Source organism: Flavobacterium sp. NLM (assembly GCF_002210235.1).
In the GTDB taxonomy this organism is placed as follows: Bacteria; Bacteroidota; Bacteroidia; order Flavobacteriales; family Flavobacteriaceae; genus Flavobacterium; species Flavobacterium panici.
Genome location: NZ_LIAC01000001.1, coordinates 111,351 through 137,960, shown reverse-complemented (window position 1 = coordinate 137,960; position 26,610 = coordinate 111,351). Strand labels below are relative to the sequence as shown.

Below are 26,610 nucleotides of genomic sequence, written 5' to 3'. Positions count from 1 at the left end.
TATGGGAAAAACATTTGTATACAATACAGGAACAAGTAAAGACGAAGAAAAACAGGATGAACTACAACTTATTTTTGGAATATTTATAGACGGAACACTGAACAATAAAAACAATACCGACATGCGTACAGTACACAGTCGTACGGTAGATGGTAAAATTGATTATTCGAAAGGGAATGATGAACTGGAAAAGGAAGATAAAGAAAAGTATAAAAATATAAAGAATAAAAGCCGAATAGAAGAACTTCTTTCTAAAAAAGATAAAACACCTGCTGAGGAAGCTGAGTTTAAAGCTATTGAGGAAAGAGACAAATATCTGGTAGCTTCGTATAGAGTACCTTTAAACGAATTTGGTCTGGACCGTATGGGTACAGACAACAGCTATAGCAACGATTATACCAATGTGGCACGTATGTGGCAATGCTGTGAGCAAAAAAAATACGCAATATATGTACCAGGCATGGGTACAGATAACCTTATGCGTGACAGTCAGGATGGCTTTGCTTTTGGTTCCGGGCAAACGGGCATACGTGCCAGAGTACGTAATGCTTGTGAGCAAATAGCAGATAAGGTATTTGAAAAAATAAAAAATAATCCTAAAACAGAGATCAAAATTGCCCAAATTACACTCGATGTTTTTGGTTTTAGTCGTGGTGCTGCTACGGCAAGAAATCTGGTTTATGAGGTAAACCTAGATTGTGGTTATGCAAAAGCAGTGCAAAAAGAAATTCCTAACGGGGTGGAATACCGTGAATCTGCCTCTAGAAAAGGAGGTTCTATAGCAGTGAAAAAAGTACGTAAGGGCTTTGTAGATGTTGATAATTACGAGATAGACAACACTTATTTAGTAGATAATCAATTACCCAAAATGGGGCATTTGGGATACAGTTTACTTAAGAAAACCAATCTTGACTTTAATGATTTAAAAGACATAGAAATAATTGTAAGGTTTGTGGGTATTTATGATACTGTTTCGTCTTATTTTGAGCAAAATGATGTTCGCGATCATTATGATGATTATGGAAAACTAAAAGACGAAGGAGGTAAATTATTAAAAGAAGCCTGGTCAACACACTTTAATGATGATATTGAGGAACTACATCTTAATGATTTATACTGCCAAAAATTAGTGCACTTTACAGCTAAAGATGAACATCGTGAAAATTTTGCACTGACCCGTATTAATCAAATTCCTGGAAAATATATTGAAAAAAACTTTCCAGGGGTACATTGCGATATTGGAGGGGCATATATGACAGAGAAAGAGGTTATAGATGAAATAGGAACTTCATATAAAGACAGGGACTATGTTTCTGTTTTTCCTAAAAAAAGTTTTTTGTCCCGACACATAGACGGACTTGATCTTCTTAGAGAAGATTTAATAAGACAATATTGGTATAAGGAAGATCAAATAGAAGTAAAAGTACAATGGCTGCTCTTACCTTATCATAAACTAACCGGAACCCGTGGTAAAAAGATAGAAGGAACCGATGATAAGTATGAGGGAGTAAAAAAAGAGTACAGTTATATTCCGCTGCACTTTATGGAAACTTATGCCAGGAGTACCGAAATGAAAGAAAATATTAAAGAGGAAACAAGTTTAAAATTTCCACTAGATGATTTTTTAATAAATGTAGAGAATTATTTAACAGCTTATGCCCTTGATGAAACCAATGAAATTAAAGAATGGGATTTTATTAGTGATGAAGAAATTGAGCAGAAAATGAAAGAAAGAAGGGAAAAGCGTGAATTAGAAAATGAAATAAAAAAGATACAGAAAAAACTAAACAATCATACTAATGAATATGAAGCTGCAAAAAAAGCAATCGACAAGTTAAGGATTGGTCCATATAAATTTAAAGTAGATTTTGACACACTTAAAATACCTCAGGAAGTCATTCCTGAAAAACCCGAATTACCAATTATAGAACTACCTGAGATTGTTGTTATGGCGCACAATTCTCAAAATATGCTGCGCAAATTAAGGAATGAATATTTGCACTGGTCGTCAACCAGAGACTGGTTTGGTATGCAGCCCAATGAAGGCAGGAAAAGACAGATACATTAAACATGAAGTATTTAGACTCCCCTATTACGCTGCCTGAGCTGGACAAAACGTATGGTTTTTTATTTGAAACAATAACCAATGATTTTTCTAATCTAAAAAAAATAAGTTACTTAAGAAAAATTGAAATTACCCGATATAAAAACAATGGAAATGATTTGTTGTTTCATTTATTTCTTTCTGATATAGAGATTAAAAGTAATGTATCAATAGAAAACATCTTTTTTCTAAAAAAAATAGGAACAGCTTTTGACGAAATTGAATTAGAAATAAACGATTATGGCAAAATCATCAAAATATTAAATTTTGAAGAACTAGGGAAACGATGGGAAATTATTCGTGCAAAACTTGCTATAGATAATATCGGTTATGTTGTCGAATCATATATGCAGAGCATCACTAATTCTTTAAAAGAAGAACAAACCTTAATATCCTTTTTTTCTGATTATAAAATGTTTGGTTTATATTTTTCAAGTTTATATAGAAACTCATTTGTTGTAGAAAAACAAAGAAAAATAATAGATTGTGGCAACACTTTGATAAAAGAACGTTTTTACTCAAAAGATGAAAAATTCGATACTTATCTAATAACAGGAATGCCTGTTGAAAATGTTGGAGATACTGATTTTATAAAATATCATGGTATTATCGAATATAGAGAAAATCAAATAGAATTGGCAGTATTAGAAATAGAAAAAGAAAAATCGACGATATTATATAATATTTATAAAACATCCTCCTAAATGGCAAAACCAAATATTACTACAAAACGAAAAGAGCGCGAGGAAAAAGAAGACGCAGAGGATGGTTTAAAATTCGTCATTGACGGAGCTAAACTCCAATGCGATTTATGTACCGTTCCCGTTGGTGATCTAAAAGTAAATTACGATACCCCAAGTATTCAAGATAAACGAGTAGCTACGATTGTAGAAAAAGACAATTCAAGCTTAATTTTTAATGGCAAGTGCAAAAAAAGCCCTAATAGTTCCAGCCCATGTGCCTCTGTAATGAAACTTGCAGACTGGAAAAATGTAGGAACTGTATATTTTCAGGATGAGTCTCCGCTTCTTTTGCGAAGTACCATAAAATGTGAATATGGAGGCACAGATATAAAAATCACAGATTGCGGACAGCGAAATGTAATTGAAAAAATTGATACGACTGGTGCGCCGGTGCCTAGCTTAGAATCTATTGTATATGTAAATGGATATTTTTATACTAAACAAGGAATTTACCTTGGAAAAATTGGTTCCGATAACAATGTTTACATTACAGATAAATCAACATTTAATGAATTGGAAAAAGGGAAAAATGTTGAGAAAGAAAAGATTATTTATTTTACAGAGAAATCAGAATTAAATAATGAAAGATTTCTGAATAGAGCAAATTGGGTATTTGGAGAAGGTGGCGGCGCTTTTGCAGACAGATATGCAATGACGATAAAAAATCTCAAACTAGCAGGTCGTTCAGGTTATGGTCCTAAACCCTTTACTTCTGACGAAGAGATGTATACAAAGACAATGTCACATGGAAATCCTCCCAAGACTTTATATCCTAATTATTTAAATGGTACTTACAAAGGTGCTAATGCACAGGCTTTCGCTTTAGCAAAACGCGATCCAACAGATTTGAATAAAAATAACAAAATGAATATAGCAATAGAAGCTGTAATAAATTCATTTTTAAAAGAAAATAAAAATGAAGGTTATGTTGCTTGGAGAGGGTCTGGTGACCAATTGTATAGTGAAAGTGAAAAAGAAATAGAAAATAAAAAAAGTGGTGTAATTACTAAAGATAAATTAAGCAGAAAAGATGGTAAAGTATATGGTTTTATTTGTAGCCAAAAAGATCATTTTTGGGAATCTATTGGTTCAAAATATAGAAGACATTCATTTATTAAAATTTGGAATGAAAAAGTATAGCTATTTAATAATTATATTAATACTTATGCATTCTGCTTCTATAGCACAGAAAAAAAATGCAACAATTAAATATTCAATTAAAAATGAAAAATCATTTTTGTACAAAGAAAAAATTATTGAAGGAGATACAATTGTAGGATATGGTATATCTAAAAAAGTTTTTTTTAAGAGCAAATTTAATTTGAAATGTTCTTTTTTTGATGATAAAGTTTTTCTAAATAATCAGTTGATTTATTGCTTTAAGAATGTTCAATATTATGAATCATTGTTGTTTTTCAATTTTAATAATAAAGAATATTTATTTATTTATCCCCACTATTATGGTCGTGTTGGTCCGTATGTTTGGAATGAATTAGGGATTTTAATTGAAATAAAACCTAAACCAATTATTCAAGAAAATATGGATTATTTTGAGGATTATGAAATTGATCGAATGATGAAATTTAAAAAATTTAAAGTAAAAAATTTAACAACTAAAATCTTCTGTGCTGATGGATCTTTAATTAATTAAAGGTTATCAAAAAAGTATATATAACGAATAAATTATTAAGAAAATGTTATACAAAAGTTTGAAATAGATTCATACACTAAAATTTGGTTTGAAAAAAAGTAGTTATTTTTTATTTTTATTAATGTTTCTTCATACTAATTCTTTTTCGCAAAAAAAAAATGAAGTTATTAAATATACTACTACCTCTAACAAATTATTGGTTAATAAAAAAAGGTTATTGATGGTATAACAACAATAAAGTATTTTCCATTAGATACCCTTTTTTTTAAAAATAAACAAAAATTGAAGTTGTATTTTATCGATGATAAGATATTCATGGGGAAACAATTACTGCATTGCTTTAAGAATATTATATATTATGAATCATTATTATACTTTACAGTCAACAATAGAGAGTACCTGTATATTTATCCGCATTATGATGGCTATAACGGTCCGTATATATGGTATGAATTAGGTATTTTAATTGAAATTAAACCAATACCCATGATAAAAAAAAATATGGATTATTTTGAAGACGAAGAAGTAAATAAAATATTAAAATTTAAAAAATTTAAAATAAAAAATGTAAAGGATAAAACTTGTTCAGGTGAAACTTTAGATTGATTAGTAAGATTGGTGAATTAATTTGTTGAAGAATATTTAAAAAAGATATGGGAATTAAAGTAATTAAGTCATCTTTTTTTGTAGTTGTTTTTTTATTTAGTATCACGAGTTATTCTCAAATAACTGATACTAAAATAAAATTTATTAAACGATATGCTTACTGTGGTTGCGTATACATAAACAATTTAAAATTAGACGAAAAATACTTAAACGATAAGTTTCGTATAAGTGATAAATCAAGTAATGAATTTATTGAATTGAGTAAAATTTCAGATTATGATAGTGAAAAAATTAGAGATTTTACAGAAAAACTGACTGAAAATTTTTACTCTATCGAAAGTCCTTACTACTCTGAAAGCGGTAATAGTAATACAATTACTAGTATGTGTCTTGAATTTTATGATTCAAAAGAATTAGATTTTTTTGTAAAAAAATTAATAAAAGAAAGTAGTCGTAAAAAAAAGTAATGCAAATTATAACAACAAACAAGTATTTATTAAAATTTGGTTTGAAAAAAAGCAGCTATTCTTTATTTTTATTAAGGACATGCGACTCTTTTTTTGATTGGAAATAATAAAAATGTTATTGGAGGACATAATTATATCGATTATGGTGGAACTGTTTATTTTTGGGAACTAAAATAATATTATTATGAAGATTTTTTTTACAATATTAATTATGCATTTTTCGGGTTACTTATGTGCTCAAGATAGCAAAACATTTGATTTAGTAATTTTAAAACTAAAAGATGATAAAAAAGCTTACGAACAATATGTTGAGTTAGGTAAAATTTATTGTACAAAAATTTATGCCTCAAAAATTAATGATTTGTTTACATAAAAATATTTAAAATTATTCAATTCCTTCTATCCATTTCCGCGATTAATTGAAAAAAATGCACTTGAAAAACAATACAAAATATTGCAAACAACAAGAAAAAAAGTTAAATGCACTTGTTTATATTCAATTAACAATAAAAAATTAAAAACAACATATCTAAAGCTTATTCAAGATAAAACATCATATCATAATAATGAAGAATATTATTTAGAAGAAGATATGCAGGACTATCTAAAAGGATATATGATAGATGCAAATAGGTTTAAATAAAATGATGAGATAATTTATAAATCAACTAAATTTAGTTTAAAAAACAGTTCTATTGGAAATTTATGAAAAAATACATTTTCTTTTTTTGCCTTCTACATAGTTTCTCTTATTCTCAAGTTAAAAACAATAGCTCGTATTTTATTGAAAAAGAAATACAAGCATGTAGAATTCCTATTAACGATACACTTAGCATATATAATATAAATTATAACTTATACAATAATGAAATTAAAATAATTCTTAAAACTGAAAATACTATTGCAAAAAAATGTCTTGATAATAATCTTGCAAAAGATTTCGTTAAAAAAATCAATTTAAATCAGAATCCGATTATTGAAATAAATGATCATTATATTGATGGTTTAACTATTACTAATTTTAGAAATTTAATCCCAAATAAACTGATTGCATTTAAAAAGGGAAATTATTCAATAATAGTTTTGGAATTGTATAGTTTTTCGTATTCAACTGTTGGAAGCTGCTATATATATGAATGCTTTAAACTGAACAAGGATCAAAATGTAATCGAAAAAAAAATGCTTGAAAAGAAATTACCAATGAAAAAAAGCAAATATCTCAGAATCTTTTAAATTTTAAGTTTTAGCAAATACTAGTACACTTCTAACAAATCATTTGTTTAAGAAAAAGAAATTAAAAATGAACATTAAAAAAGCTAAATCTTCCGATTTAGCTTTTTTTATTTAATTGAATATCAATAATCCTGCTTACTTCACATCAAACCAAAGTTTCGTAGTCAATAAGTCTTTCCCTTGTACCGCAATTGCCGCTTGGTAACTAGCACCATTTAGCGATTGCTCTGTTCCGGGATAGAAGAAACGAGAAGGAATTTTTCCGTCTAAAACCGTAGCAGGACCAGCCGTTAATACTGGGAAATCCAATCTTCTCCACTCTGTAAAAGCATCAAGACCTTGTCCGTAGAATGCGATCCATTTTTGTGTACCTATCGATTTAGCATAATTTGATGCATCATATTTTACAACTGCCTGATTAAGGTAAGTAGAAATAGTCGCTGCATTTGTAATACCAAATTGGTTGAACGAAGCTGTAATAGCATCATTATAAAGTTGTTCTGCATTTCCGGAAATATAACCGCGAGCTACAGCTTCGGCAAGATTAAATAATGTTTCAGAATAAGAAGCAATTACTGCCGGAGATGAAGATGTCAGGAAGTAAGTTCCCGGTTTTGATGTTTTAGCAAAACCCTGACTATTAGCATCACTATTTGATAATCCGTTAGCACCTCCAACATATTTACCTACAGTTGCATCTGATGGTAATTGAGCATAAACTGGCAAACGCGGATCTGCTAATTCATTTAATTTATCAACCAATGTTTTTGAAATACGGTAATCATCACGAGTTTCAAACCAAGCCGAAGCCGGATTTTGCTGAGGCGAACTTGTATAAGTAAACTTAAAAGTATCGCTGTTACTGCTTAAAACTCCTGCAGCATCGCTTGTGGCATCAATTGCAGTTTGTTTTGCCAAAGCAGGTTCTCTGTCTGAAATTCTCAATGCAATACGCAAACGAAGTGAATTTACCAGTTTTTTCCATTTTGTAATGTCACCTTTGTAAACCAAGTCACCCGTTACAGTTCCGTTTGCTGTATTTAGCAAAGTCTGTGCTTGTTTCAAATCTGCTAGTAATCCTGTGTATACGTCTTTTTGTGTATCATATGCCGGAGTTACTTTTTGACCTGCCTCTTTATAAGGAATACTTCCGTAAGCATCTGTCAACAATAAAAAAGTCCATGAACGTAAAGTCAAAGCAATTCCTTTATAATTTGAATTGGCCTGATCTGCCGGGAAATTCAAAATAGTGTTCAAATCTGTAATTAAAGTTGCATATCCTGTGTTCCACAAAGAAGTGAAAGAAGCATTAGACACATCATATCTGTCTGGTTCTGTATATTGGATTTTAGCCCAATGCTGTACATATAACAAAGACGAATCAAAGTTATTTGTTGATCCCCAGTATAAGTCAGCTCCTTGTTTTAATGTTCCCGTTAATAAGTAAGGCGCTAATGGAGTTTCTGTTGCATTTGGATTTTTGTTAATCTCATCCAAATCATCACTGCATGAGGTCAGTGTCAATGCAAATAGAGTTATATAAGCTATTCTTTTTAGCATGATTTCGTGTTTTTAAAATTTAAGATTTAAATTAAGGCTGAAATTTCTGGTTGTTGGCAGCGCTAAACTCTCCAATCCCTGAGCATTTCCTGTATTGAAAGCCGTTTCAGGATCAATATTTGGTGCATCTTTGTAAATAAAGAACAAGTTACGACCTGCAGCAGTAATGCTTGCTCCATCAAATCCAATTTTTCTAGCCAGTTTTTTATCTACATTGTAAGTCAGTTTTACTTCTCTTAATTTTACAAAAGTTGAGCTGTAAATGTATGCTTCGCTGATATTGTATGATGCTTTGTAATATTCCTGTGCACTAAGTACCTGAGTATTTGGAGTTCCATCAGCATAAACACCGTTAAAAATCATACCATCATCGTATACCGTAGCTCCACCTGGTGCACTTGCACCTGCTGGCAATAAGGTTTTTGTAGTACCTGCCAAATAGTAATTTAAACCACCATTTTCAGCACCACGACCCGGAAGCGTTTGAGCTAATACCCCTGTATAGTTACCAGTTCTGTTAGTTCCTGAGAAAAGCTCTCCTCCTACACTTGCATCAACTAAGAAAGATAATTCAAGGTTTTTATAAGTAATTGTATTCGTAATACCACCAATCCAGTCTGGAGTATAGTGTCCTAACACTCTCTTTTGCGGATCTGCTTTTGGTAATCCGTTTGCACCTACTACAATATTTCCGTTTGCGTCACGTAAATAAGCAGTTCCATAAAGTGCTCCGTAAGCTTGTCCAACAGAAGCCAATACATCAACACCTCCTGAAGTACCAATGGTATAGTTTTGAATTTGTCTGTCGTAATCCAAAATCTTTACTTCACTTTTATTCTTAGAATAATTTAAAGCTACATTCCATTTGAAATTTTCAGTTTGAATTGGATTTCCATCTAATTGAAGTTCAATACCACGGTTGTTTATTTTCCCTGCATTGATTAATTGTGAATTATATCCGCTTGAAGCTGTAGTTTTGATTTCTAAAATCTGGTCAAAACTATTTGTATTATAATAAGCCGCATCAAAATGAAGTCTGTTTTTCCAGAAAGAAGCTTCTAAACCAACTTCTGTTGAACGAGTAGTTTCCGGTTTCAGGTTCTCATTCAATTTTTTCTGTGAAGAAGTTTGAATTGGATTTCCGTCAAATGCAGTTTGGAAATTGTAAACGGTAGACAATTGATACGGATCTGCATCGTTACCTACTTCAGACCAGCCTCCGCGTACTTTTAAGAAATCAAGTGTATTGCTTTTCAAATTTAAAGCTTCAGATAAAATCAAACTTCCGTTAACAGAAGGATAAAAATAAGAACGGTTACTGCTTGGTAATGTAGATGACCAGTCATTACGAGCTGTAAGGTTTAAATAAGCATAGTTTTTATAACCAAACTGAGCCGATGCATAAGCACTATATACTTTCAATCTTGAATAAGAGTTTGATGCAGTCAACGGATCTCTTGAGTTTGTTATAGTATATAAATCCGGTACAGCTAAACGCGGTGCTTTTTGATAATTATTTGCATCACTGTGTGTACGAACGTTGAATCCTCCAAGAGCATCTACAGTAAAGTCATCACTTAGTTTTTTAGTATAAGTAAAAATACCTTCTGTATTTTGTTCGCTTACCGTGTAAGCATCTTCAGCATACGATCCAAAAGGAGTTCCGTTTGTACCATATTTAATCTTGTATTTTCTACGATCATTATAGTAATCAATTCCGGTACGGAATCTAAAATTAAGTCCTTCTGCAAGTTTTGCATCTAAATGGATATCTCCAATTATACGATTACGCTGCTGACTTGTAGTATTATAATAAGCATTCCAATACGGGTTGCTGTAGTAACTGTTATTCCAGTTTACGTTTCTGTTATTTTGAAGCTGATTGATATCAACCTGACGTCCGAACCAGATAAACTGAAGCATTACACCCGCAGCACGGTTTCCAGATGGACCTCCCGGTAAAGCCGGAGCATCTGTAACGATATAGTTACCCGTTACTCCTACTTTTATACCTTTAGAAATTTGGTAATTAGAATTAATACTAACGTTTGTTTTATTTACTTCACTGTTAGGTACTGTTCCTAATTGTTTTTGGTTGTTTACTCCCAAACGGAAATCTGATTTTTCATCTGATTTTGCTACCGAAACACTGTTATCATAAGTAACACCCGTATTAAAGAAATCTTTAACGTTATCAGGATGAGCTACAAAAGGTACTGCTTCTCCATTTGAATAAAATTGAGGAATAAGACGTCCGTCTAGTCTTGGTCCCCAGCTTTCGTCAACACCATCATTGATTCCGCCTCCTTTACCATCTACAAAGCTAAATCTTCCGTTTGAACCTTGTCCAAATGAATTTTGAAAACGAGGCAAAGTAGTCACCTGAGAAATTGTGATACCAGTACTAAAGCTGATACCAAGTCCTTTTTGGTTTTTACCAGATTTTGTTGTGATAAGTACGACACCATGCGCCGCACGAGATCCGTAAAGTGCCGCAGCATTTGGACCTTTCAATACTGTTAATGATTCAATATCCTGCGGATTTAAATCGGCAATTGCATTTTTGAAATCACGGGTTGCTCCACCAACACTTCCTAACTGAGAGTTGTCTACCGGAACTCCATCTACCACAAATAAGGGCTGGTTATTTCCTGCAATAGAAGTTTCTCCACGAATAATAATACGTGAAGATCCCATATCTCCTTGTGAATTGGTGATACGCACACCTGCCAGTTTACCCGTAAGATTATTTAAAAAGTTAGTTTCTTTAGTATCTACAATTTCCTTGTTTTTAAGGGATTGAGTAGTATATCCTAAAGATTTTTTTTCTTTAGAAATACCTAAAGCGGTAACTACAACTTCAGATAATTGATTTTGTTCTTGTTCAAGACCAATTACAACTGCGTTTTGAGTAACTACAGTTTCTGCCTTTTTATATCCAAGGAAACTTACTACTAACGTATAAGGAAATTTTTGTCCGGTTTGGAAAAAAAACTTCCCATCAAAATCTGTCAAAACACCGTGTGTAGTACCTTTAATATTTACTGAAGCCCCAATAACAGGCTCCTTTGTAACAGCATCTATTACTGTTCCTTCAAGTTTTGACTGGATTAAAGGTTTCGTTTCCTGAGCCTTAATCCCTATGGAAATCAACAAAATACATATCCATGTATATCTATTTAATTTTTTTTTCATTACTTTGTTTTGGTTTAAAAAATAAGGCGAGCCGAAAACAGATTTATTCCGCTTTCGCTTCCTTATAGAGATGTACAATTTCTTTAAGCTTCACCATTTCTGCTGCAACAGAGATGGTTTTTTTTATCTGCAACGCATTCGTTTTTTCATTTTTATTTTTTTTTTGATTATTATTATTTTAATTGGCCTGTATCGTATTTTGGTTCAACCTCTTAGGTTTCATCTTATAGAAAATTTCTGCTAATTTGAGATGAAAATATTTGTAACATCAGCAAATACAATAAACTCTACTAATTCGATAGAACAAAAGTAAATTAAAAATTTTAAATCAAAAATTTTAACTGTTCTTTTTGCAAAAAAAATGTTAATTATATTTTACTATATTTTTAAACACCTAAAAACAAGATAGTTAATAGCTAACCGTATTTTTTTACCGTGTAAGATTTTTTCTAAATTAATTTAACCATTGTTTACATAATTGCGTTTTTAAACCTGAAAAAGCTAAACCGTTTTACTAAACAATCAAATAGTAATAAAAATTCAATGCTTTTTTTTCAAATGCATATTTTAATGTACAATCAGGAAATCCATTTTCATAAGGCTTGTAAACTCAACAATTGCAGGAACAGGTCAAGCAGCAAGACTAGCTGATATCTTTGTTTTATTTTTTTACTATTATGACGATGAGTTAACAGTTAAAAAAAATCACTATTTTTAGTACACATTTACACTTGTACTATGATCGATAAAGCACAACTTCGAAGCTCCATTTTCAGACATCTCGACGGATTAGCGACTGCTCCGGTAGCAATAGCATTAAAAAATCATGCAGTTTTGGAATTTATCTTAAATAAAAAACAAGTTCAGTTATCAGAATTGGTAACTGTTTTTAAAGCAAATGAAGGATATTTAAATGTGGGGTTGAGAATTTTAGCTTCTCAGGGATTTCTGGATTATGATGTCGATAATAAAACGCAGGAAATTACAATTGCTGTAAATGAAAAAACCGAAACCGCTTTTTCGCTGTTTTATCTTTATGAAGATGTTGTCGATCTGCTTCAGTTTTCCATTCAGTTTCATCCCCGTCTTTTTGAAGATGTACCGTTTGAAAAACTCAATCTTATTTTTGAAAAGTATAAAAAGAATTACGGAATCGAATCTTCTGATAATCCGTTGAAAAATAGTATTCAGGAACAAATTTTAAAACATGTTGAAGGCTATTTAATCGGACCGACAATTGTGCGTTTGGCGATGAACGGAATGTTTCATAAATATTTTATGGAGACTTCTTTCAGGCCCGAAGAGTTTCATAAATCTCCTGAAAATTTCAAAAAAATATTAGACTTTTTTGTGCATCTTGGATGGTTTCTGGAAAAAAACGGAAATTATCAATTTACCGAAACAGGTTTGTTTTTTGCAAAAAGAGCCAGCGCTTACGGCGTTACGGTTTCTTACCTGCCGACATTTGCCAAAATTGAAGAATTAATTTTTGGCGACCCGGCCGTTTTAAGAATGATTGCCGATGGCGAAAATGAAATTCATGTGGATCGTGAAATGAATGTTTGGGGAAGCGGCGGCGCTCACGACACGTATTTTAAAGTCGTTGATGAGATTATCATTAAACTTTTTAACCTGCCAATTGAACAGCAGCCAAAAGGAATTCTTGATATGGGCTGCGGTAATGGTGCTTTCTTAGAACATATTTTTGAAGTAATCGACAGACAGACTTTACGAGGCGAAATGCTCGATGAATATCCCCTATTTCTTGTTGGTGCCGATTATAATCAGGCTGCACTGAAAGTCACGAGAGCCAATCTTATAAAAGCAGATATTTGGGCAAAAGTAATTTGGGGAGATATTGGACGCCCTGATGTTCTTTCGGATGATTTAAGAGAGAATTACAATATCGATTTAAAAGATTTACTTAACGTAAGGACTTTTTTAGATCACAACCGAATTTGGAAAGATCCGCAGCACGTTGACGAAAACAGAGTCAGTAAATCTACCGGAGCATTTGCTTACAGAGGAAAAAGAATCAGCAACAATTTAGTCGAAGATAATCTCCTGGAACATTTACAAAAGTGGTCACCTTATGTACGCAAATTTGGTTTGCTTTTGATTGAATTACATACCATAAATACAAAACTGGCAGCCCAAAATTTAGGAAAAACGCCTGCAACAGCTTACGACGCGACTCATGGTTTTTCGGATCAATATATTATTGAAATTGATGTTTTTAATGATGTTGCTTCAGAAGCCGGATTATTTCCCGATAAAGCCATTTTCAAGCGTTTTCCGGAAGCTGATATTGCTACAGTTAGTATTAATTTATTGAAGGGAAATTGAGTTAAAAACAGAGATTATGGAATTAAATGAAAACAACATAAAAGGTTATACACCAATTGAACCAGATATTTATGATCAATTAAATTGGGATTATGATTGTATTGTATCTTGTTTAGAATATATTCGAACTGAGATTCCAACCATTTTAAATATTGATAGCGATAACATTGACGTTTTTTTAGTCTCTTTTTCTAATTTTTTAGGGCAAAAATATCCTGCAATCGGAATCCGAACTAAAGAAGATTTAATAGAAACAATAGATTTAAATTATTCTGAAATTGAAGAAAAAATTGAAAATTGGATCGAAAATCTGGGAATCGAAAATCTTAAGCAAAAAGCAAAAGACATTAAATATATTGATTGGAAAACATTAGAGAGCCTAAAAGAATATCCAAATTTTCAATAAAACCGAAACATTATCTTTATAATAATCCTAAATAAATCATTTTAATGAGGAAAATTATTCTTTTAGTTCTGTTGCCGTTTTTGACTTGTTCTGTCTTTGGGCAAAATACTGCGCCAAAGGATTCTATAATAACTGACACCGTAAAAAACATTCGTTTCAATTACAAACAGCTTATCATTCCCGGAATTTTAATTGGATATGGGTTTTGGGGAAATGAAAGCGGACAGATAAAAAGTTTCAATAATCAAATACGCGACGAATTTACAGAGGATATTGACCGTAAAGTTTCGATAGATGATTTTTCTCGATATGTTCCTGCAGTTTCTGTTTACGCACTCAACGCGTTTGGTGTTGAAGGAAAAAATAATATGCGCGACCGTTCAGTAATTTTAATCACTTCAACGATTATAAATGTGGGAACTGTTTTTGCTTTAAAATCACTCAGTAATGTGGAGCGTCCGGATGGAACTTCAAACAATTCATTTCCTTCAGGTCATACCGCAATTGCTTTTGCAGGCGCAGAATTTTTATATCAGGAATATAAAGACAAATCAATATGGTACGGCGTTGCCGGTTATGCCATTGCAACTGGAACCGGAATATTTCGTATGTACAATAACAGACACTGGCTTACAGATGTTGCCGCAGGTGCCGGAATTGGAATTTTGAGTACCAAAATCGCCTATTGGGTAAATCCCTATATTACAAGAAAATTATGGCATGGTGAACACAAAAAATCAATGTCTTTTATAACTCCATCTTATGATGGCAGAAATTTGACAATCTGCTATTTCAAAACATTTTAGGTATACAGGATACTAATATTCAGATTTTCTTCAAAATTCATTTGTAAATTGCGGCATGAAAATTCTTATTATTGAAGATGAGCAAGAAATTGCACAAAGTATCAAAGAGTACTTTAAAACGAATGGCGTTCAATGCGAAACAGCCGAAAATTATGATTTGGCACTCAGCAAAATCGACAGCTATGATTACGATTGTATTCTGCTGGATTTAATGCTGACTGATGGTGACGGATTTGATATATTAAAAGAACTAAAAGCGAAGAATAAAACAGAAGGTGTTATTATCATTTCGGCAAAAGAAAATCTGGAAACACGTTTAGAAGGATTTAATCTCGGCGCAGATGATTATCTTACCAAACCTTTTCATCTTGCTGAACTTTTGGTGAGAATGCAGGCGCTTATTCGCCGCAAGAATTTTAAAGGAAGTAACAGTATCACATTCAATGAAATTGTCATCGAAATTTTCTCAAAGACCGTTTTTGTAAATGATATAAAACTGGATATTACCAAAAAAGAACTGGATTTACTCCTCTTTTTAATTGGCAACGAAAATAAGGTATTATCTAAATCGTCAATTGCAGAACATCTTTCTGGCGATATGGCAGACATGCTTGACAATCATGATTTTATATATGCACATATTAAAAACCTAAAAAAGAAACTCACACAGGCCGGAAGTGGCGATTATATCAAAACAGTGTACGGTTTAGGTTATAAATGGGAAAATGAATAACAAAAAACTACTTCGCAAAACAACAAACAGCTTTCTTTTATATGCCGTTATCATACTATTGATAGCTGCACCGGTATTTTATTATATCTGTCAGTGGCTGTATGTTTATGAAACCGATGAAGTACTGCTTTTTCATAAAGGCGCTTTTGTAAACGAAAGCCACAACAATTACACTGCTAATGATATTGCCGCCTGGAACAAATACAATCCTAATATATCTATTGTTAAAGATATGGGTGTAACAAAAGATTCTATTGTGGGCAAAATGATCTTTGAAGCTTTAGCCAATGAAAAAGAACCGTTTAGAATATTGTATGCTCCGGTTGATATAAACGGAAAAAGATACACCTATATAGAAAAGCGAAATTTGGTTGAAATGGAAGGAATGGTTTTTAGTGTAGCCGTTATGTTTCTGTTTATCATCATCATTTTACTTACCGGAATAATCTGGATTTCAAAAAGATCAGCAAAAATAATCTGGAAACCTTTTTACAACACATTAAGTCAGATAGAAGATTTTGAAATTGATAAAAATAATCCGCCTCATTTTATTCCAACCGATATCGACGAATTTGCGCGATTAAATAAAAGTCTCGAAAGTTTAATCGAAAAAAATACGGCCATTTATAAAAGCCAGCGCGAATTTGTAGAAAATGCAGCGCATGAACTTCAAACTCCATTGGCATTATTTCAAACCAAAATTGACATCCTGCAGCAATTAGAATTAAACGAAGAACAATCAACTTTAGTTGGTTCTCTAAATAAAGATGTATCCAGGCTTAACAGATTGAATAAAAACCTTTTATTACTTTCTAAAATTGACAATGAAAGTTATCTCGAAAAAAATACGATTAGTTTAAATGAGTATTTTGAGAAACATCTTGACTTTTTCACAGAGCAAGCCAAAGCTAAAAACCTAACCATTCAAACTGATTTTAAACAGGATTTAAGCGTTCAGGGAAATACCGCATTAGCAGAAGTGTTATTAAATAATTTATTTCTAAATGCTATTCGTCATAATAAAAAGGATGGCAGAATAGAAATTCAAATAGAAAACAATACACTTCGATTCACAAACACAGGTCAGGAAACAGCCTTAGCAGCAGAAAATATTTTCAATCGTTTTTCTAAAGTAAATCCTTCTTCGCAGGGAAATGGACTCGGATTGGCGATCATTAAAAAGATATGCGAAATCAATCACTGGGAAATTCATTATTTTTTTAATGATAATCTGCATATTTTCGAGGTGAAATTTTAAAAATTCAAACTTCCTACAGAATCGGTTATGAGCTTTGTGCTATTCTTTTTTTAAATAGTACAAATGAAATCAAAAACAATACTGCTATTATCTTTTCTATTGATAATGGTACTGCAGTTATCCGCCCAAAAAAAATCGGTAACCATTTCCGGAACCGTAAAAGACAGTAATTCTAAAACTGCAATACCTTATGCTAACGTGGTTTTAAAGTCTTCTAAAGATTCTAAAATTTTCTTTGGCACTGTAAGCGGCGAAGATGGTCGTTTTACAATTGCAGCTGTCAATTCTGGAAACTACATTTTAGAAGTAAGCGTTATTGGTTTTAAAAACAAATCACAAAACTTATTTGTAGGCAGTCTTTCTGATTATTTAGATCTTGGAAACATCGAAATTCAGGAAGATATCAATACTTTATCTGAAGTCGTTGTGAGTTCAAAAACACAGCAAAATCCCGTAACATTAGATAAAAAAGTTTTTGCTGTTGCTGATAATATTACGCAAAGTGGAGGCTCTGTTTTGCAATCCATGCAAAATTTACCGGGCGTTACCGTTCAAAACGGAAAAGTACAATTAAGAGGAAATGATAAAGTAACCATTTTAATTGACGGCAAACAAACCGCTTTGACCGGATTTGGAAATCAGTCCGGACTCGATAACATTCCGGCTTCTGCTATCGAAAAAATTGAAATTATAAACAATCCATCTTCTAAATATGATGCAAACGGAAATGCCGGAATCATCAATATTATTTACAAAAAAAACAAACAAGACGGATTAAACGGAAAAATAGGAATTAGTTCGGGATACGGAGCTTTATGGGAGCGTCAGGCGAATTTGCCAACGATAAGACCTCAATATAAAGTGACGCCTAAAATTAATCCGAGCCTTTCGCTAAACTACAGAAAAGATAAAATAAATGCTTATTTACAAGCCGATTATCTTTATACAGAAACACTTAACAAAAATGAATTTGTTACCAGAACTTATGATGACGGCAACGTAATCAATCAGCAGACAAAGCGAAATCGGGATACGCATTTTACTACGCTTAAAACCGGAATTGACTGGAATTATAATGACCGAAATACTTTTTCTTTTTCTGGTCTTTATGGCCGTGAAAAAATTATCGATCACGGAGACGAACCCTTCTTTAATCAGGATAATTCGGAGCGTTTGCGTTTGTGGCAGTTTTTAGAAGACGAGCTTAAAACAACCGTTATGGTAAGCGGTTCTTATCAGCATAAATTCAAACAGGCTGGACGTAAATTAAATGCCGGAATTAATTATACGTATCATCAGGAAGATGAAAAATATTTCTTTGATAATATCCTTCCAGCCTCTACAGGAAGGGACGCTTTTAAACTGCTTTCTGATGAAAAAGTAATCGACCTTAATTTAGATTACGTACAGCCATTAAAATATGGACGCTTTGAAACCGGAATTAAATTTAGAAACAGAGAGATTCCGACCAATATGCAGTTTTTTCCGGGAGAAAACTCTCCAATAGATGCAAATGCCGGAGGCTGGGCTACTTATAAAGAAATAATTCCGGCTGTTTACGGCAGTTATATTTATGAAAGTGAAAGAATTGAAGCAGAACTGGGACTTCGTTATGAATATGTTGATCTTAAGTACGATGTCAATCCAAATCATCCTACTTATAAAAGCAACGGATATAATTATACAGAACCTTTTCCAAGCGTTAAACTGGCTTATAAAATCGATGATAAAAACAAATTCACTGCTTTTTATAACCGCCGTGTCGACAGGCCAAATGAAGTCGATATCCGAATTTTTCCGAAATACGATGATGCCGAAATTATTAAAGTAGGAAACCCTGCCCTTCGCCCTCAATACACAAGTGCCTTTGAAGTTGGTTATAAAACCGATTTTAATAAAGGCTATTTTTTAACTTCTTTGTATTACCGCGTTATCAACGGAACTATTACCAGAATTGCGACTACAGTTCCCGGCAGTTCGTTGATTTATAACGTATTTCAAAATGCTCTGGAAAGTTCCTCTTTTGGTGTCGAGATTGTGTACGCAAAAGAAATCAATTCGTGGTACTCTTTCAACATCAATGGAAACATATATAAAAATACAATAGACGCCTTTACGGTCACCAATTTATATCCAGTTCCATCAACTTATACGAGCAGTCTTCAGGAAATAACTTCGGGAAATGTAAAATGGAACAATACCTTTTTGTTCAATAAAACACTTTCCGGGCAGGTTTCTATGGTATATCTCGCACCCGATATAATTCCGCAGGGAAAAATGGATTCACGCTTTTCTACAGATTTGGGTGTAAAAAAGATCGTCCAAAAAGGAAAAGGCGAAATCTTTTTAAATGCCACAGACATCTTCAATACGCTGGTAATCAAAAAAGAAATTCAAGGCGAAGGATTCCGCTATACGAGCAAGGATTATTATGAAACACAAGTCGTTCGTTTTGGGTACAGCTACAAGTTTTAAGGAAACCTAAAATGAAATTCAAAATGAAATTCAAAATTAATTCAGAATTGCATTATAAAATTTGCAAACGAATGTTAAATAATAATTATGAACAAATTATCTTCAAAGTTCGGCAGATATTCACTGTTGATGCATTTTATTTTTTGGTTTTTAATACTATCTCAATTTTTAAGAATTTCCTTTTTCCTTTGGCAGTATAGCGAAGTTTCGTGGAATATTATCGATCTTTTAAGAACCCTGCTAACAGGTCTTTTCTTTGATTTTGGTACCGTTGCATTCATTTCCATTTGCAGTGTATTATATTATACTGTAATGCCAAATAAATGGGTAGGTTCTTTTTTAGATAAAATCTTAATTTACTTTTTTACATCCTTAACCGTTTTTATTCTTGTTTTTACCTTTTTTGCCGAATTGACATTTTGGGATGAATTTAAAACCAGATTTAATTTCATAGCCGTTGATTATCTTATATATACGCATGAAGTTGTAGCTAACATTCAACAGTCCTATCCCCTGCCCATTTTAATTGGCGGTGTATTACTGCTTACTTTTGTATTTCTGTTTATTTTTTATAAAAGAGGCGCTTTTACAACTACTTTTTCGTCTAAAGCAAATTTAAAAACGAGACTTTCAGTTTTGTTATCTACTATTGGCATTGCCTTATTTTTTGGTTTCTTTATTACCAATAATCAGGCAGAATGGTCTCAAAACAGATACAATTCAGAAATATCAAAATCCGGTATTTATTCCTTTTTTGCAGCCTTTAGAAACAACCAAATGAAATATGTTGATTTCTATACTTCGATTCCTAATGATAAAGCTTTTGGTATTATTAGAAAAAAATTAACCAGTCCTAATTCTGTTTATTCCAGAAACGATTATTCTATTCATAGAAAAATTACAGACCGTATTCCTTCTCTTGAAAATAAAAATGTTGTCTTTGTTTTGGTAGAAAGTCTGAGCGGAAGTTTTTTGAAAGAATTTGGAAATAAAGAAAACATCACTCCTTTTCTGGACAGTCTTGCTCAAAAGAGTATCTTCTTTGAAAATTTATATGCCACAGGAACCAGAACTGTTAGAGGAATGGAAGCCGTGACTTTGTGTATTCCGCCTACGCCGGGTCAAAGTATTGTAAAAAGACCTGATAATCAAAATTTGTATACGGTTTGCAGCGTTTTCAAATCCAGAAAATACGATTGTAATTTTTTCTACGGCGGCGACGGTTATTTTGATAATATGAATGCGTATTTTGGAGGAAACGGTTTTAATATTTACGATCGCGGACGCGGCAGTGTATTGAGTGATGAGATTAAAACGGTTCGTAATAATATCAACGATAATGAAGTAACTTTTGAAAATGCGTGGGGAATTTGCGACGAAGACATTTTTAATAAAATGCTAAAGGTAGCCGATTCACAATACAAAACCGGAAAACCGTTTTTCAATTTTGTAATGACAACATCTAATCACAGACCATTTACTTATCCTTCGGGAAAAATTGATATTCCTTCTGGAACAAGTCGTGAAGGTGCTGTAAAATATACTGATTTTGCACTGAAAGAATTATTCAGAAAAGCCCAGATAAAACCTTGGTTTAAAAATACTGTTTTTGTAATAATTGCAGATCATTGTGCGAGCAGTGCCGGAAAAGATGAAATTGATGTGGCCAACTATCATATTCCTGCCTTTATTGTTAACTTTCCCGAAAATCAAAATCAGAAAATTGCGCAGCAATGCTCTCAAATTGATTTATGGCCTACGCTTTTTTCGCTGTTTCATTGGGATTACGAATCTGATTTTTTTGGAAAAAATGTTTTGGATTCTCAATTTGAACAACGTGCTTTAATGGGAACTTATCGAAAATTAGTTTTGATGAAAAAAGATAAAGTAATGATTTTATCTGATCAGAAAAAACAGGCGTTTTATTCCTGGAATAAAGAAGACAATAGTTTGAAATCACTTCCGATAGATCAGTCTTTTTTAGAAGAAACAATTTCGTGGTATCAAACCGCCGATTTCCTTTTTACCAATAAACTTTTACAATAATGATTTACATTCATTTTATAATCAACCCCATTTCCGGAAGCGGCAAACACAATTTGTCTGCGTCTTATATTTTAAGTCAATTTCCTAAAAATAAATATAAAATTGAGGTTGATTATACAAATCAAAAAAAACACGCAATAGAACTCACAAAAGCGGCTATTGCACAAAACCCGGATTATATAATTGCATGCGGCGGTGACGGAACTATAAATGAAGTCGCTTCTTCGCTTATAGGAACTTCCATAAAATTAGGAATTGTTCCTGTAGGTTCAGGAAACGGATTAGCCTCTAATTTGAATATTCCAAGAGATTTTGACAAAGCAATTGCTATTATTAAAAAAGGGCATGCGACAGCAATGGATGTGGGGCAAGTAAATGACAAATACTTTTTTAGCAATATGGGAATTGGCATCGATGCGCTTATTATCAAAAAATACGAACGAGCAGGAAAAAGAACACTTCCGGCTTATATCAAAGCAGCAATGTCTTCGAGTTTAGAATTTAAACCCCAAAAAACGATTGTACATTTTGACAATAAAACTCTAGAAATAAATCCGCTGATGTTGTTTATATCCAATTCTAATGAGATGGGTTACAATATGAGCCTTACACCAAAAGCAAGTCTTCAGGATGGACTATTGGATATGATTGTAATTCCGAAATTATCTTTTTTAGAAAAAATAATGCTGGGGTTTAATGTTCTTCGAAATTCAATTGAAAAATTCAAAAAAGCACAACACTTTTTAGTAAAAGAAATTCAAATTGAAATGCCGTCAAAAATCTTTATCGATTCTCAAATTGACGGAGAACAGCATAATTTAAAAACAAATAAATTAAACATTAAAATACTGCCCGGAGCGCTGAACGTTTTAGTAGATTTATAATAATAGAATTCCATAGAAAGTACCTTTTTTAATTCTCTCTATGGATTTTTTTTTGTTTTAAAGTCAGATTTAAAATTGTCTTACAAAACTGCAGCCCAATTCTTTTCCGTTATAAAAAGGCATAATCATCGATGTGGTTTTGTTTTCTTTTGAAGATTTAAAAACTTTATTCTGCAAATACGGATACATCCAATACGCCGCTTTTGTGCTTAAAATTCCAATTCCTGCGCCTGCAACAACATCTGTAAGCCAGTGTCTGTCATTGTACATTCTAAAAAGTCCCGTTCCTGTCGCGACAGCATATCCTGCAATACCATACCAAATCGATTGATCTTTATATTCCTGATACATAAATTCAGCTCCGGCAAAAGCGGTGGCAGTATGTCCTGACGGAAAAGAATTGTTAGAAGATCCGTCCGGTCTTTCTACTTTAGTAATATTTTTTAAAGCAAATACCGAAGCGCTCATCATTAAATAAGAACTCGCTAAAATAATAGAACGATCTTTCAGATTATTTTTTCCTTTTATACCCAAAGCATTTAATCCGTACACAGAAGCCGCAGGCGCCCATTGCGAGAAATCATCAATAGAGATTTTGTGATCGATATCTTCATTTACTTCTTCCTTAATTTGTGTGTTATAAGTTTTAAGCTGGTCACTTTCTAAACCAATAAAACCATAACCAATAAGAACGCTTGGAATGATCAATTGTTTGTAGTTAAACTTTAAATTGTGTACAGTGTCTTGTACTGCAATTGTATCACTTACTGTGTTTTGGGCACAAATAGAAGTCATACCAAAAATAAATAAGAGGAACGATTTTCCCATTTTAAATGAAAATTAGAAATTAATAATTACGCTTGGTGATTAAAATAAACGTAGTTTTTCCTCATAGAAAACAATTAAATTATAAGGCAAAGTTGAACACCAATTTTGAAGAAATTCTGTATTTTGAAAGTAATAGAGAAAATATTTAGAAAAACAAAAAACGACCAGATATAAAACATATCTGATCGTTTTCAAGAGGAAGAATTTGAACTGTAAAAGTTGAAACCTTTACATAAAATTCTAATTTATTACTTAATAATCAACTTTTTAGAAACATTAAAAGCATTTGAATTAATGGTAACCACATAAATTCCAGAAGCTAAATGATGATTGATTTTTGCAGAAGAATTGATTTTGTTTACCAAAACTTTTCTTCCGTTAATATCCGTAACCGTTACAGTTGCCGAATCACCCGCTTCTAATTCCGGTAAAACAACATTAAATTCATTGTTAATCGACGGATTTGGATAAATACTAACTACAGAATTTTCAACTTTTATTTCTGCTTCAACATTAGCTTTTTTTAATGTAGAAGTCGATTGAAACTGCCATTGTGCACTTTCCCAATTGTTTTGACCTCCGTTATATTGAGCAGAACCGTTTAAGTTTTCAATGTGAATCATAGCTCCTGTCTGCCATCTGTTTTTAATTCTCACGTAAGTTCCGTCCACATTTTCACTTGACCATTGTGCACTCCACCAGCCAGTTGATCCTGCCGTACATTGCACCGCTCCGGTTAAGTTTTCAATATTCATTATATCGCCTGTACCTACATTTTTCAGGATATAAAAAGTAGCATCAACCGCAACTTTTTCCCATTTGTAATTGTTGTTGGCAACAGTTGCTCCGTATCCAACATTTGCTCCGGCATCATATAAATAATTACCAGTCCATCTGTTTTTAATTGTAAAATAATTTCCTGTTGCAGCATTAACCGTAATCGATGCTGTACTTGTTTTATTTCCGTCTACAGTTGTTACGGTAATCGTAGCGGTTCCTGCAGCAACTGCTGTAACTAAACCTGAACCATTTACAGTTGCAACGCCCGTATTATTAGAACTATACGTTACGTTTTTATTTATTGCATTTGATGGTAAAACTGTCGGCGTTAATTGCTGTGTTCCGCCTATAGATAATGTTGCAGATGTTGGACTCAAACTCACACTTGTAACCGCAATATTTGATGAATTCACAGTAATTACAGCTGTTGCTGTTTTATTTCCATCCTGTGTTGTCACCGTAATAGTTGCCGATCCCGCAGCAACTGCCGTAACTAAACCTGAACTATTTACAGTTGCAACGCCCGTATTATTAGAACTATACGTTACGTTTTTGTTTGTAGCATTTGCCGGAGCAACAGTTGGTGTTAATTGCTGCGTTGCGCCAACGCCTAAAGTAGCTGTTGTTGGAGAAATGGTAACGCCCGTAACCGGAACATTTACAGTAGAACAGTTGCTGCTTTGTGTCCACGAAAAAGAACCAATTGCACTGATTTCTTCATTTGCAGCAGCATTTCCGCCTCTGTTAGAATAATTCATATTGCAATACGTACCATTTCCGCTAGGCGAACCTGCAATCAATACAAAGTAACCTCTGCCCCAGTTTCTGTTTAATGCATTATTGTTTGGAAATTCTTTACCAGTTCCGTTAACGGTAATATCTTTAAATGAAAGATTATAAATTCCATCTCCCGATCTTTTACTGATAGAAATTGCATCATTTCTTGAATCATTAATATCGATATTATAAAGCTGTACATTTTTAACCTGAGATCCGGCATTTGTAGCACTAAAAATGTCTACCGCCGCTACAGGATTATTGTACGTATCATTAAAAGTTCCGCAGGTTGATACCGTAATATCGTGAATTTCGTGCATTCCGTCATTGTTAAATGGCGCACCCGGAAAATTATTACTCACTCTGATACCCGCTTCAAGATTGTCTTTAATAATCAAATTGTAGCCTTTGTTATTTTTTCCGCCGTAAATAGCAAGACCACAAGCACGCCAGCAGTTTTCTGAAGTATTGTATCTAAATGTATTATTGATACATTCCAGTCCGTCAGCAGACCAGATTGCCTGATCATCATCACCATTGTTTCTGAAATTACAATGCTCTACAACAGAGTTTGCAGTTCCTTTACAAAGGTTGATTCCATCCGCATAATTGTTTCTAAAACGACAATGAGATAATGTAAATCCGTCGGCAATTGCAGGGCCTCCCGTATTGTATTGTGCAATCCAGGCGCCGCATTCAAAATGTTCTGCCCAAATATTTTTTACAATTGAACCACTGGTAAAAACTCCATTTATCCCTTTATAAGAGTTACTTCTCGAAGCCGAGTTTGTCGTTAAATAAAGATCCGTAAATGAAATATTACTGGCATTGGCACGCAATCCTCCGTTTAAACTGCTTGTGTTGGTAAAATTAATTTGAGTATACCACATTCCCGCACCAATTAAAGAAGTGTTTGCCGAACCAAAATACAATTCACGGTTTACGTTATAAACACCCGTTGGAACAAAGATTTTTTTACCGCCGTTTGCGTCGATAAAAGTTTGAAGATCACTTCCGTTTCCGCTATACGTTACTGCACCAGACGGAGCAGTTACTGCCGTTGGAATTGGTTCCATTTCTGCAAAGTCCAAATGAATGTTACCGGATTCTCTCACTATTTTTAAAGTTCCCGAAACGGCAATTTTAGCAGGAAGTTTGTAACGAACTTCATCAAAACGCATTCTTGGGTTTTGATTTGTGATTCCGTTATTATTAGGATTTCCGTTGCTCCACAAATATTCCCAAGACCATGTTGAAGTCAAAGTAAGCGTTGTAAGCTTTGTGTTTCCATTATAAACGCCAACAGTTCCAGATTGTCCGTCAGGAACGCTGTAACGAATTACAAGTCCGTCAGCAGCTTCTGTAAGTGTCCATTGAACTGTAGCATTTGTAGCCGAAAGATTTACACATTGCTGATCTGAAGCTTCTGATTGAAGATCAGACTGCACATATGATTTTGAAGTAGTTGTTGCGCCATTAGACAGTTGGCCTAAATTAGCTTCGTATCTTTTATACGGCGCATCATAATAACCTCTCTGCGCATAAGAACTTGAAGTTAAGAGAACGAAAAAAATCCATAACAGGATATGGAAATATTTCTCTCTTTTAAAAAAAATAGCATGTAATTTGTTTCTCATAAGTTTTGGTTTTTAAATAGTTAGTGCCTTAAAAAGGGCATAACGAAACTATACTTAAAAAAGAAATTAAAGAAA

19 protein-coding genes are annotated in these 26,610 nt (G+C 32.9%); 15 read left to right on the top strand and 4 right to left on the bottom strand.

What is annotated here, in order from left to right:
• The first annotated feature begins 1 nt into the window (after position 1).
• From APR43_RS00590 to APR43_RS00555, 7 genes are all read left to right on the top strand, one after another.
• Positions 2 to 2,068, top strand: coding sequence for a phospholipase effector Tle1 domain-containing protein (locus APR43_RS00590; RefSeq protein WP_053470413.1), 2,067 nt, complete (start codon positions 2 to 4; stop codon positions 2,066 to 2,068).
• A gap of 2 nt (positions 2,069 to 2,070) precedes the next feature.
• On the top strand, positions 2,071 to 2,808 hold the full coding sequence (locus APR43_RS00585) for a hypothetical protein (RefSeq protein WP_053470412.1): 738 nt from the start codon (positions 2,071 to 2,073) through the stop codon (positions 2,806 to 2,808).
• Complete coding sequence (locus tag APR43_RS00580) at positions 2,809 to 3,987, top strand: DUF4280 domain-containing protein (protein ID WP_053470411.1); 1,179 nt, start codon at positions 2,809 to 2,811, stop codon at positions 3,985 to 3,987. It begins immediately after the preceding gene.
• The gene (locus APR43_RS00575; RefSeq protein WP_123959087.1) at positions 3,974 to 4,498 is read left to right on the top strand and encodes a hypothetical protein; all 525 of its coding nucleotides are present in this window, start codon (positions 3,974 to 3,976) and stop codon (positions 4,496 to 4,498) included. The genes APR43_RS00580 and APR43_RS00575 overlap by 14 nt, the downstream gene beginning before the upstream one ends.
• A gap of 653 nt (positions 4,499 to 5,151) precedes the next feature.
• Positions 5,152 to 5,571, top strand: coding sequence for a hypothetical protein (locus APR43_RS00570; RefSeq protein WP_053470408.1), 420 nt, complete (start codon positions 5,152 to 5,154; stop codon positions 5,569 to 5,571).
• Between the two features lie 184 nt (positions 5,572 to 5,755).
• Entirely contained in the window at positions 5,756 to 5,944 is a 189-nt protein-coding gene (locus APR43_RS00565; protein ID WP_053470407.1) for a hypothetical protein, read from the top strand.
• Positions 5,945 to 6,276: 332 nt separating this feature from the next.
• The gene (locus APR43_RS00555) at positions 6,277 to 6,804 is read left to right on the top strand and encodes a hypothetical protein (RefSeq protein ID WP_053470405.1); all 528 of its coding nucleotides are present in this window, start codon (positions 6,277 to 6,279) and stop codon (positions 6,802 to 6,804) included.
• 135 nt (positions 6,805 to 6,939) lie between these two features.
• On the opposite strand, the gene APR43_RS00550 is transcribed toward APR43_RS00555, so the two are convergent.
• The gene (locus APR43_RS00550; protein WP_053470404.1) at positions 6,940 to 8,364 is read right to left on the bottom strand and encodes a SusD/RagB family nutrient-binding outer membrane lipoprotein; all 1,425 of its coding nucleotides are present in this window, start codon (positions 8,362 to 8,364) and stop codon (positions 6,940 to 6,942) included.
• Positions 8,365 to 8,376: 12 nt separating this feature from the next.
• Positions 8,377 to 11,559, bottom strand: coding sequence for a SusC/RagA family TonB-linked outer membrane protein (locus APR43_RS00545; protein WP_053470403.1), 3,183 nt, complete (start codon positions 11,557 to 11,559; stop codon positions 8,377 to 8,379).
• A gap of 738 nt (positions 11,560 to 12,297) precedes the next feature.
• Here APR43_RS00545 and APR43_RS00540 point away from each other — a divergent pair.
• From APR43_RS00540 to APR43_RS00505, 8 genes are all read left to right on the top strand, one after another.
• Positions 12,298 to 13,905, top strand: a complete 1,608-nt coding sequence (locus APR43_RS00540; RefSeq protein ID WP_053470402.1) for a class I SAM-dependent methyltransferase — start codon at positions 12,298 to 12,300, stop codon at positions 13,903 to 13,905.
• A gap of 16 nt (positions 13,906 to 13,921) precedes the next feature.
• Positions 13,922 to 14,311, top strand: coding sequence for a hypothetical protein (locus tag APR43_RS00535; RefSeq protein WP_053470401.1), 390 nt, complete (start codon positions 13,922 to 13,924; stop codon positions 14,309 to 14,311).
• Positions 14,312 to 14,355: 44 nt separating this feature from the next.
• On the top strand, positions 14,356 to 15,117 hold the full coding sequence (locus tag APR43_RS00530) for a phosphatase PAP2 family protein (protein ID WP_053470400.1): 762 nt from the start codon (positions 14,356 to 14,358) through the stop codon (positions 15,115 to 15,117).
• A 55-nt stretch (positions 15,118 to 15,172) separates the two neighbouring features.
• Positions 15,173 to 15,850: a response regulator transcription factor gene (locus tag APR43_RS00525; RefSeq protein ID WP_053470399.1), complete on the top strand. Its 678-nt coding sequence runs from the start codon at positions 15,173 to 15,175 to the stop codon at positions 15,848 to 15,850.
• The gene (locus APR43_RS00520) at positions 15,843 to 17,108 is read left to right on the top strand and encodes a sensor histidine kinase (RefSeq protein ID WP_053470398.1); all 1,266 of its coding nucleotides are present in this window, start codon (positions 15,843 to 15,845) and stop codon (positions 17,106 to 17,108) included. Before APR43_RS00525 ends, APR43_RS00520 begins: the two co-directional genes overlap by 8 nt.
• A 63-nt stretch (positions 17,109 to 17,171) precedes the next feature.
• The gene (locus APR43_RS00515; protein ID WP_053470397.1) at positions 17,172 to 19,583 is read left to right on the top strand and encodes a TonB-dependent receptor domain-containing protein; all 2,412 of its coding nucleotides are present in this window, start codon (positions 17,172 to 17,174) and stop codon (positions 19,581 to 19,583) included.
• Between the two features lie 87 nt (positions 19,584 to 19,670).
• Positions 19,671 to 21,629 carry an LTA synthase family protein gene (locus tag APR43_RS00510; RefSeq protein ID WP_053470396.1) on the top strand — a complete coding sequence of 653 codons (1,959 nt, stop codon included), beginning with the start codon at positions 19,671 to 19,673 and terminating at the stop codon, positions 21,627 to 21,629.
• Positions 21,629 to 22,513 (top strand): diacylglycerol/lipid kinase family protein, encoded by an 885-nt coding sequence (locus tag APR43_RS00505; RefSeq protein ID WP_053470395.1) that lies wholly within the window; start codon positions 21,629 to 21,631, stop codon positions 22,511 to 22,513. The genes APR43_RS00510 and APR43_RS00505 overlap by 1 nt, the downstream gene beginning before the upstream one ends.
• A gap of 69 nt (positions 22,514 to 22,582) precedes the next feature.
• On the opposite strand, the gene APR43_RS00500 is transcribed toward APR43_RS00505, so the two are convergent.
• Positions 22,583 to 23,341: a phosphatase PAP2 family protein gene (locus tag APR43_RS00500; protein ID WP_053470394.1), complete on the bottom strand. Its 759-nt coding sequence runs from the start codon at positions 23,339 to 23,341 to the stop codon at positions 22,583 to 22,585.
• A gap of 248 nt (positions 23,342 to 23,589) precedes the next feature.
• Positions 23,590 to 26,535: an Ig-like domain-containing protein gene (locus APR43_RS00495; protein ID WP_053470393.1), complete on the bottom strand. Its 2,946-nt coding sequence runs from the start codon at positions 26,533 to 26,535 to the stop codon at positions 23,590 to 23,592.
• Between the last annotated feature and the right edge of the window lie 75 nt (positions 26,536 to 26,610).

Bases quoted from the DNA above. Each gene is read 5' to 3' on its own strand.
- APR43_RS00575 (WP_123959087.1), top strand. From the start codon at position 3,974: ATGAAAAAGTATAGCTATTTAATAATTATATTAATACTTATGCATTCT.
- APR43_RS00535 (WP_053470401.1), top strand. From the start codon at position 13,922: ATGGAATTAAATGAAAACAACATAAAAGGTTATACACCAATTGAACCA.
- APR43_RS00565 (WP_053470407.1), top strand. From the start codon at position 5,756: ATGAAGATTTTTTTTACAATATTAATTATGCATTTTTCGGGTTACTTA.
- APR43_RS00550 (WP_053470404.1), bottom strand. From the start codon at position 8,364: ATGCTAAAAAGAATAGCTTATATAACTCTATTTGCATTGACACTGACC.
- APR43_RS00510 (WP_053470396.1), top strand. From the start codon at position 19,671: ATGAACAAATTATCTTCAAAGTTCGGCAGATATTCACTGTTGATGCAT.
- APR43_RS00495 (WP_053470393.1), bottom strand. From the start codon at position 26,535: ATGAGAAACAAATTACATGCTATTTTTTTTAAAAGAGAGAAATATTTC.
- APR43_RS00530 (WP_053470400.1), top strand. From the start codon at position 14,356: ATGAGGAAAATTATTCTTTTAGTTCTGTTGCCGTTTTTGACTTGTTCT.
- APR43_RS00585 (WP_053470412.1), top strand. From the start codon at position 2,071: ATGAAGTATTTAGACTCCCCTATTACGCTGCCTGAGCTGGACAAAACG.
- APR43_RS00500 (WP_053470394.1), bottom strand. From the start codon at position 23,341: ATGGGAAAATCGTTCCTCTTATTTATTTTTGGTATGACTTCTATTTGT.
- APR43_RS00590 (WP_053470413.1), top strand. From the start codon at position 2: ATGGGAAAAACATTTGTATACAATACAGGAACAAGTAAAGACGAAGAA.
- APR43_RS00580 (WP_053470411.1), top strand. From the start codon at position 2,809: ATGGCAAAACCAAATATTACTACAAAACGAAAAGAGCGCGAGGAAAAA.
- APR43_RS00555 (WP_053470405.1), top strand. From the start codon at position 6,277: ATGAAAAAATACATTTTCTTTTTTTGCCTTCTACATAGTTTCTCTTAT.
- APR43_RS00540 (WP_053470402.1), top strand. From the start codon at position 12,298: ATGATCGATAAAGCACAACTTCGAAGCTCCATTTTCAGACATCTCGAC.
- APR43_RS00520 (WP_053470398.1), top strand. From the start codon at position 15,843: ATGAATAACAAAAAACTACTTCGCAAAACAACAAACAGCTTTCTTTTA.
- APR43_RS00505 (WP_053470395.1), top strand. From the start codon at position 21,629: ATGATTTACATTCATTTTATAATCAACCCCATTTCCGGAAGCGGCAAA.
- APR43_RS00545 (WP_053470403.1), bottom strand. From the start codon at position 11,559: ATGAAAAAAAAATTAAATAGATATACATGGATATGTATTTTGTTGATT.
- APR43_RS00570 (WP_053470408.1), top strand. From the start codon at position 5,152: ATGGGAATTAAAGTAATTAAGTCATCTTTTTTTGTAGTTGTTTTTTTA.
- APR43_RS00525 (WP_053470399.1), top strand. From the start codon at position 15,173: ATGAAAATTCTTATTATTGAAGATGAGCAAGAAATTGCACAAAGTATC.
- APR43_RS00515 (WP_053470397.1), top strand. From the start codon at position 17,172: ATGAAATCAAAAACAATACTGCTATTATCTTTTCTATTGATAATGGTA.